The 11,799-nt window shown below is 74.2% G+C and carries 9 protein-coding genes; 7 read left to right on the top strand and 2 right to left on the bottom strand.

What is annotated here, in order from left to right; genetic code table 11:
- From K2F47_RS13660 to K2F47_RS13650, 3 genes are all read left to right on the top strand, one after another.
- On the top strand, positions 1–1,455 hold the full coding sequence (locus tag K2F47_RS13660; RefSeq protein WP_242903224.1) for a glycosyltransferase family 4 protein: 1,455 nt from the start codon (positions 1–3) through the stop codon (positions 1,453–1,455).
- 21 nt (positions 1,456–1,476) lie between these two features.
- Positions 1,477–2,739, top strand: coding sequence for a nucleotide sugar dehydrogenase (locus K2F47_RS13655; RefSeq protein ID WP_242903223.1), 1,263 nt, complete (start codon positions 1,477–1,479; stop codon positions 2,737–2,739).
- Positions 2,740–2,926: 187 nt separating this feature from the next.
- Positions 2,927–4,060 (top strand): glycosyltransferase family 4 protein, encoded by a 1,134-nt coding sequence (locus tag K2F47_RS13650; RefSeq protein WP_242903222.1) that lies wholly within the window; start codon positions 2,927–2,929, stop codon positions 4,058–4,060.
- Between the two features lie 10 nt (positions 4,061–4,070).
- Here the strand turns inward: K2F47_RS13650 and K2F47_RS13645 are convergent, their stop codons facing one another.
- Positions 4,071–6,083: a PQQ-binding-like beta-propeller repeat protein gene (locus tag K2F47_RS13645; RefSeq protein WP_242903221.1), complete on the bottom strand. Its 2,013-nt coding sequence runs from the start codon at positions 6,081–6,083 to the stop codon at positions 4,071–4,073.
- A 135-nt stretch (positions 6,084–6,218) separates the two neighbouring features.
- Between K2F47_RS13645 and K2F47_RS41350 the strand changes: the two genes are divergently transcribed.
- The 4 genes from K2F47_RS41350 (at position 6,219) to K2F47_RS13625 (ending at position 10,933) form a co-directional block, all read left to right on the top strand.
- On the top strand, positions 6,219–6,824 hold the full coding sequence (locus K2F47_RS41350) for an HD domain-containing protein (protein ID WP_242903220.1): 606 nt from the start codon (positions 6,219–6,221) through the stop codon (positions 6,822–6,824).
- Between the two features lie 33 nt (positions 6,825–6,857).
- Positions 6,858–7,340: an SRPBCC family protein gene (locus K2F47_RS13635; protein ID WP_242903219.1), complete on the top strand. Its 483-nt coding sequence runs from the start codon at positions 6,858–6,860 to the stop codon at positions 7,338–7,340.
- A gap of 139 nt (positions 7,341–7,479) precedes the next feature.
- Entirely contained in the window at positions 7,480–9,960 is a 2,481-nt protein-coding gene (locus tag K2F47_RS13630) for a HelD family protein (RefSeq protein ID WP_242903218.1), read from the top strand.
- Between the two features lie 331 nt (positions 9,961–10,291).
- A complete protein-coding gene (locus K2F47_RS13625; RefSeq protein ID WP_242903217.1) occupies positions 10,292–10,933 on the top strand; it encodes a TetR/AcrR family transcriptional regulator in 642 nt (213 codons plus the stop codon).
- On the opposite strand, the gene K2F47_RS13620 is transcribed toward K2F47_RS13625, so the two are convergent.
- Positions 10,926–11,780: a glycosyltransferase family 2 protein gene (locus tag K2F47_RS13620; RefSeq protein WP_242905960.1), complete on the bottom strand. Its 855-nt coding sequence runs from the start codon at positions 11,778–11,780 to the stop codon at positions 10,926–10,928. The genes K2F47_RS13625 and K2F47_RS13620 overlap by 8 nt on opposite strands.
- Between the last annotated feature and the right edge of the window lie 19 nt (positions 11,781–11,799).

The following is an 11,799-nucleotide window of genomic DNA, read 5'->3' as shown; positions in this document are numbered from 1 at the left end:
GTGCTCAGAAAACCCGTCTACCTGCTGGGACTCACCTGGCGGCAGCTGCGCGACGACCCGGGGCGGGCGCCCCGGCTCGCCGTCCGGCTGCTGGCGCGGGTCGTGCCCGGCCCGCTCGGCGGGCGGCTGCGGCGCTCCCGCCTGGCCGTCCCGCGTCCCCGGGGCCTGCAACGCGAGACCAGCGAACTGCGCGCGCTGCTGGCCCATACGCCGCCGCCCCGTCCCGCCCCCGTCGCTCCTGAAGCCGCCTCCCCGGAGGGGACGCGCGTTCTCCAGTTCGTCACCAACGCCCTGCCGCGCACGAACGCCGGCTACACCGTACGCACGCACCGGCTCGCCCTCGCCCAGCGGGAGCTGGGCACCGAGGTCCACGTCGCGACGCGGCTCGGCTACCCGCTCAGCCAGGGCATCGGCGACACCCGGCCCCGCGTGGAGGTCGACGGCGTCCCCTACCACCGGCTGATCCCCTGGCTGCCGCCGTCCAATCCGGTCCGCGCGGTGCACAAGGGCGCCGACCTGGCCGGACGCCTCGTCCGCGAGCTGCGCCCGGACGTGCTGCACGCGGTCAGCAACCACCTGAACGCGGCCGTCGCGCTGGAGCTCGGGCGGCGGCACGATCTGCCCGTCGTCTACGAGGTGCGCGGGTTCCTGGAGGACTCCTGGCTCTCGCGCGACCCCTCCCACCGGGAGACGGACGAGTTCTACCGGCTCACCCGGGAGCTGGAGACGCGGCGGATGGTCGAGGCCGACGCGGTCGTCACGCTCGGGCAGGCGATGCGCGCCGAGATCGCCTCGCGCGGCGTCCCCGCCGAGAAGATCTTCACGGTGCCGAACGGCGTGGACGAGGCCTTCCTGCAACCGCTGCCCGACGCCGCCGACCTGCGCGTCTCCCTCGGCATCCCGGCGGACGCCCCGGTCGTCGGCCTGACCTCGTCGTTCTACGGCTACGAGGGCATCGACACGCTGATCGACGCGGCGGCGCTGCTGCGCGAGCGGGGCACGCCCGTCACGCTGCTGCTGGTCGGCGACGGCCCCGAGCGCGGCGCGCTCGAACGGCGCGCGGCCGGGCACGGCGTCCACGCCGTGTTCACCGGACGCGTGCCGATGGATGCCGTTCGTCGCCACCACGCCGTCCTCGATGTGTTCGCGGTCCCCCGACGGGCCGACCGGGTCTGCCAATTGGTCACGCCCCTGAAGCCGATCGAGGCGATGGCCGGGGGAATCCCAGTAATAGCAAGTGATGTCAAGGCTCTGCGCGAAATCGTGGAACCGGGCGTAACGGGCACGTTAACAACTCCGGAAGACCCGGAAGCATGGGCTATTTCGCTGGATGAGCTCATTTACGCTCCTGAGAGACGCCGGAAAATCGGGCAGTCGGCTCGGGAGTGGGTGAGGGCGGAACGCACGTGGCGGGCCGTGGCGGCCTGCTACCGGGAGGCGTACGCCATCACATAGAACTCGCGAAGGGAGCCGGGCATGGATCTGGTGGTCATCGGACTCGGCTACGTGGGGCTGCCGCTGGTGCGGGAGGCCTGCCGGGCCGGTCTCGAAGTCGGCGGCCTGGACCGCGACGCACGCGTGGTCGCCGGGCTGAAGGCGGGCCTGTCGCACATCGACGACGTCTCGGCCGAAGAGGTCGAGCAGATGAACGAGGCCGGATTCACGCCCAGCCTGCACGAGGACATCCTCGACGGCGCGCGGACGGTGGTGATCTGCGTTCCGACCCCGCTCTCGACCGAGGGCGGGCCGGACCTGACCGCCGTCCGCGGCGCCGCCGAGACCGTCGCCCGGCACCTGGAGCCCGGCATGCTGGTGGTGCTGGAGTCCACCACCTACCCCGGCACCACCGACGAGGTCGTCCGCCCCATCCTGGAGAAGTCCGGCCTGATCGCGGGCGAGGAGTTCCATCTGGCCTTCTCGCCCGAGCGGATCGACCCGGGCAACCCGGTCTACGGGGTGCGGAACACGCCCAAGATCGTCGGCGGGCTGACCCCGGCGTGCGCCTCGGCCGCCGCCGCCTTCTACGGCAAGTTCGTCGATCAGGTGGTGGAGGCCAAGGGCACCCGCGAGGCCGAGATGGCCAAGCTGCTGGAGAACACCTACCGGCACGTCAACATCGCGCTCGTCAACGAGATGGCCGTGTTCTGCAACGAGCTGGGCATCGACCTGTGGGACGCAATCGACTGCGCCGCCACCAAGCCGTTCGGCTTCCAGGCCTTCCGCCCCGGCCCCGGCGTGGGCGGCCACTGCATCCCGATCGACCCCAACTACCTGTCGTACAAGGTGCGCTCGCTGGGCTACCCGTTCCGGTTCGTGGAACTCGCGCAGGAGATCAACGACCGGATGCCCCGGTACATCGTCGAGCGGGCCCAGCAGCTGCTGAACCGCGAAGGGCGGGCCCTCAAGGACGCCAAGGTGCTGCTGCTGGGCGTCACCTACAAGGCCGACATCGCCGACCAGCGCGAATCCCCGGCCCGCCCCGTCGCCCGCCGCCTGGCCCGCCTCGGCGCCGACCTCAGCTTCCACGACCCGTTCGTGAACGAGTGGCAGGTCGAGGGCGCCGAGGTCCGCAACGCGGGGGCGGACCTGCCATCGGCGCTCGCGGCGGCGGACCTGGTGATCGTCCTGGCCGACCACACCGCCTACGACGCGGCGACGCTGGCCCGGCACTCCCGGCTGCTGTTCGACACGCGCGGGCGTACCAGGGACCTGCGGAGCGAAACCGTCGAGCTGCTTTAAGGGGGTTCCGGGGGGTGTGGGGGGTCGTCCCCCCACAGGAAACCGGAGGGAACGGGACCGTTCCCCACCGAGGGTGATCTGCCCGGCGTTGGCCACCTTCTGGACGACGGGGATTCATCAGCCATTTCCATCGCCGCCGAAGACTCGGCCACAAGGCGATAATTCGGCACGTTGCGGAGTGAGTGGAATGCGGGTCTGTGTCTGCACGATCGTGCATCACCCGGAGGATGCGCGCATTCTGCACCGGCAGATACGCGCGCTGCTGGACGCCGGCCACGAGGTCACATATATTGCGCCATTTCGGGCATGCAACGTGACACCGTGGCGCGAGGTCAGTCCGGTCGACGTGCCCCGGGCGACGGGGCGGCGGCGCGTCCGGGCCCTGCGCGCGGCCCATCGCGCGCTCGCCGAGCACGCGGCCTACGCCGACCTGATCCTGCTGCACGACCCGGAGCTGCTCGTCTCGATGCCGCGCTCGGTGCGCGCGCGGACGGTCGTCTGGGACGTCCACGAGGACACCGCGGCCGCGCTCACCGCCAAGGGCTGGGTCCCGCGCCCGGTGCGGCCCGTGCTGCGCCCGGCCGTGCGGCGGCTGGAGCGGCGCAGCGAGCGGCGGCACCGGCTGCTGCTCGCCGAGGACGGCTACCGGGAGCGGTTCCGCGAGGAGCACCCGGTGGTGCCCAACACCACCTACGTCTCCGACCTGCCGCCCGGGGCGCCGGACGGCCGCCGCGTCGTCTATGTCGGGCACCTGTCGGCCGCCCGGGGCGCCTTCGACATGATCGAGATGGCCCGGCTGCTGGCCCCCGAGGGGATCATGGTCGAGCTGATCGGGTCCGCCGACGCCGACGTCCGCGCCGCGCTCCGCGACGCGCAGCGCGAGAACCTGCTGCGCTGGTACGGGTTCGTCCCGAACGACCGGGCGCTGCGCATCGCCGAGGGCGCGATGGCCGGGCTCGCGCTGCTGCACGACGAGCCGAACTACCGGCACTCGATGCCGACCAAGATCGTGGAGTACATGGCGCGCGGCGTCCCGGTGGTCTGCACGCCGAACCCGCCCGCCGTGGAGATCGTCGAGCCGTCCGGCTGCGGGCTGGTGGTCCCGTTCGCGGACCCGGCCGCCGCCGCCGAGGCCGTCCGTCGCCTCCGGGACGACCCGGAGATGCGCACCGGCATGGGCAAGCGCGGCTACGAGACGGCCCGCGCGCGCTTCCACTGGCCCATCCAGGCCGAGCGGTTCGTCGCCCAGCTCGAAACGTGGGCGGGGCGCTCCCCCGCGCTCCGTCCGAGCAGCGACCCGGCGCCCATCAGCGAGTTCTGACCGCTCCCGATCAGGGCCGGGCGTGGTGCTGCAAGCGGTAGGCGACGCGGGCGGCGGCGCCCGGCGGGCGGTCGGTGTCGACGACCACGATCACGCGGCCGACGCGCAGCGCGATCGGCCCGGTGGTCTGGCCGAGCTGGTACGCCTCGTCGCCGAGGTCGCGGCGCTGGCGCACCTGCGCCTGCGTGGAGCAGAGGGCGTCCAGCAGCCGCCCGGCCGTGCCCTCGTCCGGCGCGACCCAGCGGATGCTCACGGTCAGCCCGCGGATGATCGGCTCCTTCGCGGGGTCGGGGGTCCCGCTCGGGCCGGCGGACGCTTTGCCGCTGCTCCGCGTGCCGCTGGGCGAGGGTTCGGTGCTCTTTTTCGGCTTCTTGACCTTTTTGTCTTTTTTGCCGGAATCTTTCTTCTTGGGATGCCCGGGCTCGGGCGGCTCGTAGGTGCACGACACCGGGTTCGGGATCTTCACCGATCCGACGCGGGCGCGGGTCGGCCGCCGGACGTAGGAGTCCAGGTGCTCGGTGGCGAGGTCGGGTCCGCTCAGCAGCTCGCAGGCGTCCGGCCAGTCCGCCTCCGGGACGCCGCCCAGCTCGGCCGGGCCGGCACCGGTGGCCCCGCCGCGCAGCGCCGCCAGCCGCGCCCGCCCCTTCGGACGCGGCGGGGACTCGGCGTAGGCGACGTAGAGCAGCCCGCCCGCCGCCGCCATCCACGGCCGCACGCCCGGCAGGTCGGGATCGACCGCGAGCGGCGCGGGCGCCGTCGTGCCGGCCCCCGTGCCCGGCGAGACGATGTCGATGCCCGCCGGGAGCAGCGCCTCCGACAGCCGGGGGCGCAGCGCGTAGATCCGGTCGCCCGCCTGCGCGAGCGCCGCGTACGCGGGGGCGTCGCGCCGCCACACCGACCGCCCGGACGAGACGTCCACCGCCTCCATACGCGCCGCCGAGTCCCCGTAGCGCTCCTGGTCGGCCTCCTCGTCGTCGGTCGGCCGGTCGTCCTCGCCCTCCGCGCCCTCGTCGCGGCGGGGCTTGCGCTCGCCCTCCGGATGGTGGACGACGACGAGCCGCCCGTCCGCGATCACGGCGGGGCACATCTCGTCGCCGCACACGGTGTCGCCCTTCCAGGCGGCGAGCAGGGCTCCCTTGGGGCCGAACGCGCGCAGCGCCGTCCCGTCCGAGGCCAGCGTCACGCCGTCGAGCATCGCCACCTCGGGCGACTCCGGAGAGCCGAGCGGCTGGTCGAAGACGATCCGGCCGGTCGCCGGATCGAGCGCCAGCAACCGGCTGCGGCCGGGGCAGTCCAGGGCGAGCGCGGCGAGCTTCTCCCGGGCGTCGGACGGGTGCGCGGCCCCCTCGAACAGCCGGCAGCGCCCCGGCAGCCGCCGCTCCCACACCCGCGCGCCGGTCTCGGCGGACCGGCCCGACACCGTCCTGCGCTCCTCGTCGGTCGCGAGCACGACCCCGGCCCCGGCGGGGAAGCGCAGCGTCGTCCGGGACGCGGCGGCGGGCCGCTCGCCCTCGCGGCGCCACAGCAGCCCGCCCGACAGCGCGTCGAACCCCGCGAACAGCCGCTCGCCGCGATGCCCGTCCCGCTCGAAGTAGGCGATCAGCCGGGACCGGGTGGAGGCCCAGCCGAGCAGCGTCCAGCCGGACCGGCGGTAGCTCCAGCGGCCCTCGCCGGTCCGCGCGTCCCGCACCTCCAGGCCGTCGCCCGAGGCCACGACCACCTGGCCCTGCGCGACGTCGTAGGCGACGCTGTCGTATCCGGCGACCGGGCCGTGGTGCATCGGGATCGTGCGCTCCCAGCTCGCGGTGAGCGGGCCGGGCGGCGGGCCGATCGCGCTCTGCGGGGCGACCGGCTCGGCGGTGACGGTGTGCCGCACCTGCCACCACTCGGCGTGCAGGACGAACCGGTCGGTGAGCACGGTGCACACCGCGATCGCCACCGCGCCGGCGACGAGGCCGAGCGCGAGCCTGATCCTGCTCGCGGGCCCGGCCCGGCCGCCGGGCCGCTGCCGGCTCCCGACCACGACCGCGCCGCCTCCTTCCCCTGCTGTGCTCTTTCCGTGTCCTTCCGTGCTCCCCATAAGGTGCGGGAAGACGTGTCCAACCATGCCGTGTGCCGGGCGCATGCGCGACACGGCCCGGGCAGAAGGGGAGGAACCGTGGAGGTCTACGCCCACTGGCGGACGTGGGACGAGGCGCGCACCGCCCTCGCGGCGGCTGATCTCACAGCGTCCGGTATCGACCTCGTCCGGCTGGAGCGGGCCGCCGTCGCCGCCCAGCGCTGGCACGGCGACCAGACGCGGCCGACGGGCGTCCCGTACGTGGAGCACCTGCTGGAGGCGCTGGAGGTGCTGGTGCGCGGCGCGGGCGAGACCGATCCCGCGATCCTCGCCGCGGCGCTCCTGCACGACGTCGTCGAGGACACAGCCGCCACCCTCACCGACGTCGAGGCCGAGTTCGGCGACGAGGTGGCGGAGCTGGTCGACTGGGTCACCAAGCCGCCCGTCGCGGGCGCCGGACGGCAGGCCAAGCGCGCCGCGAAGTCCGCCTACCTGCGGCGGCTGCGGGACGCCCCACGCGAGGCGGTCGTGGTGAAGCTGGCCGACCGGGCGAGCAACGTCCAGCGCCTCTACCAGATGCCGCCCGACTTCCAGCGCCGCTACTACGCCGAGACCGTGACCTACATCCTGCCGCTCGCCGAGGGCGAGCCGTGGTTCGCGGCGTGGTACGCGACGTGGCGCGAGGAGTTCGCCCACCTGAGGTGACCGGGCGGTCGCATTCGCGGGATGATGCCGGACATGGAACGCGAATGGGTGGTCGAGGAGAGCGTCGCGATCGGCGCGGGCCCGAGGGAGGTCTACGCGGCGGTCGCCGACCCCCGCCGGATGCGCGAGTGGAGCCCCGAGGTCGTCGCGGTCTGGGTGCGGGGCCGCGCGGTCGTGCCGGGGCTGCGGTTCGTCGGGTTCAACCGGATCGGCTGGCGGCTCTGGTTCACCAGCTGCCGGGTGACGGCCGCCGTCCCGGGGCAGGCGTTCGCGTTCCGCGTGTCGAGCTTCGGGATGCCGGTGGCGCTGTGGGGCTACCGGGTCGAGGACATCGGCGGCGGCTCCACCCGCCTGGCCGAGTACTGGGAGGACCTGCGGCGCGGCGGACGCGGCGCCGCGTTCGTGTCGCTGCTCGGAAAGGTGTTCACCGGCGTCCCGGCCGAGCGGCGGGCCGAGGTCAACCGGGCGGGCATGCGCGCCACCCTCGACCGCATCAGGACGGGCATCGCGGGGTAGGCGCCAGGTCGGAGGGCGGCCCGGAACGGGCCGGATGCCCGGTCCACGCTCAACGTCGGAGGGAGCGAATAAGCTGTCTCCTTCGCCCCGCCGGGGCGCCGGGGGCCATCCCCGGCAGCGGATCCGAGGAGCAGCCTGCATGTCGTCCCAGGTCACCGGGCGGTCGTCCAGTACCGGCGGCACCGTCAAGGACCAAGAGATCGCCACCGAGCAGCGCTACGTCGACCTCGCGTACGCGCGGCTGGAGGAGATGCGCGCGGACGCCCAGGCCATGATCCGCGAGGGCTACCGGCAGTCGCTCGCCGGCACCAAGGGCTCGCTCGTCGACCGGGACGCGATGGTCCACCAGGCCGCGCTGCGCGCCCAGGCCCTCGACATCGCCGACGACGGGCTGGTCTTCGGCCGCCTCGACCTCGCCTCCCGCGAGATCCGCTACGTCGGGCGCATCGGCGTGCGGACCCGCGACCACGACTCGCTCGTCATCGACTGGCGCGCACCCGCCGCCGAGGACTTCTACCGCGCCACCCCCGAGGACCCGCGCGGCGTCGTCCGGCGCCGCGTCCTGCACTCGCGCGGGCACACCGTCGTCGACCTGGAGGACGACCTGCTCGACCCGGCCGCCGCCGAGGACCTGACGGTCGTCGGCGACGGCGCGTTCCTCGCCTCGCTCGCCCGCACCCGCGAGGGCGCGATGCGCGACATCGTCGCGACGATCCAGCGCGAGCAGGACGAGGTGATCCGCGCGCCCGCCGACGGCACCGTGCTCGTGCGCGGCGCCCCCGGCACCGGCAAGACCGCCGTCGCGCTGCACCGGGTGGCCTACCTGCTGTTCCGGCACCGCCGCCGGTTCGGCTCGCGCGGCGTGCTGGTGATCGGCCCGAACCGCCGCTTCACCGCCTACATCGAGCGCGTGCTGCCCTCGCTCGGCGAGGGGTCGGCGACGCTGCGCTCGCTCGGCGACCTGGTCGACGGCGTGACCGCGACCGTCCACGACTCGCCCCGGCTGGCCCGGCTGAAGGGCGGCGAGCCGATGGCGGCGGTGCTGCGCCGCGCCATCACCGACCAGGCCCCCGGCGCGCCGAACGAGCTGCGCGTGGTGTTCAAGGGCGTCGTCGTCGCGCTGGACCGGGGCCGGCTCGACCGGATCCGCGGCGAGGTCCACCGGCGCAGCCGGGGGTCGGTCAACGCCGCGCGCGGCCGCGCCGCCGACGCGCTGCTCGACGCCCTGTGGGAGCGGTTCAACGACCTCGGCGGGCCCGAGGCCGCCGAGGCGGCCGAGGGCGCGGAGGCCGGGCTGTGGAACGCGATCCTCGCGGCCGACGGCCTGGCCTCGCTCGACGACGATCCCGGCCACCCCAACGGCAACGGCTCGGGCTCGGGTAACGGCAACGGCGGCAAGCGCGCGCAGTTCGACGCGCGGGTCCGCGAGCAGCGCGCGTTCACCGACTTCCTCGTCGCCTGGTGGCCGATCCGCCGCCCGCTGGACGTGCTGCGCTCCCTCGGCGACCCGAACCGGCTGCGGCACGCCGCCGGCCGCGACCTCGACCGCGTCGACCTGACGGCGCTCGCCGCGTCCTGGGCCGGGGACGGCGCCCCGCTCAGCTACCAGGACGTCGCGCTCCTCGACGAGATCGACGCGCTGCTCGGCCCGCCGCCCCGCCCGTCCCGGCGCCGCGCCCCCGCCGAGGGCGACCCGTTCGTCGTGGACGGCGTGAACATCCTCACCGGCGAGGAGGTCGCGGACGAGACGTGGGAGCCGGAGATGCAGGAGCTGTCCACGTCGATGGAGCGGCTGGAGCGGTCGCGGCGCGTCGACGACGGCGTGGTCGAGGAGCGCCCGGAGTACGCGCACATCGTCGTGGACGAGGCGCAGGACCTTTCCCCCATGCAGTGGCGGATGCTCGGCCGCCGGGGCCGCCAGGCCAGCTGGACCATCGTGGAGGACCCGGCCCAGAGCGCCTGGGAGGACCTGGACGCCGCGCGGCAGGCGATGGAGGCCGCGCTCGGCGGCGAGCAGCCTACGCCCAAGCGGGGCCGGTCGCGCCGGGGCAAGCCGCGCCCCAAGCCCGCCCCCCGCCGGGCCCGGCACGAGTACGAGCTGACCACGAACTACCGCAACTCCACGGAGATCGCCGCCGTGTCCGCGCGGGTGCTCGCGGTCGCGCTGCCCGAGGCGCGTCCGGCGCGGGCGGTCCGCACGTCGGGGATCGAGCCGGTCGTCCGCGTCGTCCCGGAGGACGGCCTCGCCGCCGCCGCGCGCGCGGCCGTGGAGGAGCTGCTCGACCAGGTCGAGGGCACGATCGGGCTGATCGTCCCGATGGCGCTGGACGAGGCGGACGCCCAGCTGACCCTGGACGGCCCGGCCCTCCCCGAGACCACCCCGTGGGACGCCGCCGCCCGCGACCGCCTCGGCGCCGGGCTGCCCGAACGCGTGCAGGTGCTCGACGTCCTGGAGGCCAAGGGCCTGGAGTTCGACGCCGCCGTGATCGTCGCCCCCGAGACCGTCGCCGACCAGTCCCCGCGCGGCCTGCGCGTGCTGTACGTGGCGGTCTCCCGCGCGACCCAACGCCTGACCGTCCTGACGACCGACGAGGCCTGGCAGCGAACCCTCACGACCTAGGCAGTGTTTATTTAAGTCCCGGCCCACGGCCGCGCCTTTGCGGGCGCGGATCGCTTCGCGATCTTCGCGGTGGGGCCTCGCCTCCGGCTTCGGCCCCACCGCTCAGTTAGCGCGCCCGCGTGACGGCTGAGGCCACTTTGAAAGCGCCCTGGACGCCTCGCGCAGCGGCCTCGACCGTCCCACCACGAAGATCGCGTCGCGCGGCCGCACCCCCGAAAGGCATGGTCACGTTCCGAGCGGCCAGGCGAGGAATGTGGGTCAGGACTTCAGCGAACACCACGAGTTAGGCTGACGCGCGAGCGAGCCCCCGCCTATCTGTGGACGGAGATCCATGAGCGGCCGAAATCCCGCCCCCCGGCGAAGCTACGGCGGCCGTTCGGCGCAGGAGCGCCGCGCCGAACGGCGGGAGCGCCTGCTGGCCGCGGGCCTGGAGCTGTTCGGGACGCGCGGCTACGCGGCCACGTCGATCGAGCGGCTGTGCGCGACGGCGAGCGTGTCCACCCGCAACTTCTATGAGGAGTTCTCCGGCCGCGAGGAGCTGCTCACCGCCCTGCACCACGACATCAACGAACGCGCGCGGGACGCCCTCGTCGAGGCGTACCGGGAGGCGGCGGGCGCGGGCCTGCCCGCCTTGGCCGAGCGCACCGTCCGCGCGTTCGTCGCCGTCACCGCGAGCGACCCGCGCTGGGCCCGCATCGCGTTCGTCGAGGTCATCGGCGTCAGCGCCAACCTGGAGCGGCACCGCGCCCGGTGGCGGGCGCAGTGGGCCGACGCGATCCTGGCGATCGTCCGGGAGGCGGTCACGCGCGGCGAGGCCGCCGACCGCGACTACGACCTGACCGTCATCGCGATCATCGGGGCCGTCGACAACCTCGTGCACCACTGGTCGGCGCGCGGCCGGGACATCCCCCTCGACGACGTCGTCGCCGAGCTGACCCACCTGATCCTCGCGGCCATCACGACCGCTAGATGATCGGCGGGCGTCCGGTCCGGGTCATGCGCCAGGCGGTGCGCCACGAGATGGGACGGCGCGGCCCAGCCGGCTTGCGCCAGCCTTCGGCGAACCCCTTGAACCACGGCTTGAGGGCGCTCGGCCTGCGCTCGCGCAGCAGCGTCATCCCCACCCACACCGCGAGGTAGGTCAGCGCGAGCAGCCACGGGAGGTTGCGGCGGGCCAGCCAGACGCGGTTGCGGGCGTTGTAGCGGTAGAACATGTCGTGCCGGGTCGGCAGGACGGCGGGGTGGAACATCACCGCGGACGCGTCGTACACGATCCGGTACCCGGCGTCGAGGATCTGCCAGGCGAGGTCGGTCTCCTCGTGGGCGTAGAAGAAGTCCTCGGGGAGGCCGCCGCCCGCGTCGAAGGCGGCGCGGCGGATCGCGCAGGCGCCGCCGAGGAACGTCGTGACGGGCGACGAGCGCTCCGGGTCGCCCGCGCGCAGCCGGGGGACGTGGCGCCGCTCGCCGCGTCCGCCCTCGGGGTCGCGGACGCGGAAGGAGACCACGCCGAGGTCGGGTTCGGCGGAGAAGCGGTCGCGCAGGTAGGTGCCGAGGCGGGTGGAGCGGTACCAGCCGTCGTCGTCCAGGAACAGGACGACGTCGCCGGACGACGCCTCGACGCCCCGGTTGCGCCCGGCAGGGATGCCGACGTTCTTCGGCAGGCTCAGCGTCCGGACGCGCTCGTCGTCGAAGGGCGCCGCGCCCGCGGCCGCGCCGACGGGATCGGCGCCGTTGCCGACGAGGACGACCTCCACGTCCACGTGCTCCTGGTCGAGCGCGCTCCGCACGGCGCGGGCCAGTTCCTCCGGGCGGTTGCCCATCGTGAGGACGACGACGCTG

Origin of the sequence: Actinomadura terrae (assembly GCF_022751215.1) — a bacterium.
Classification (GTDB): Bacteria; Actinomycetota; Actinomycetes; order Streptosporangiales; family Streptosporangiaceae; genus Spirillospora; species Spirillospora terrae.
This window is presented reverse-complemented; position numbering and strand designations above follow the sequence as displayed.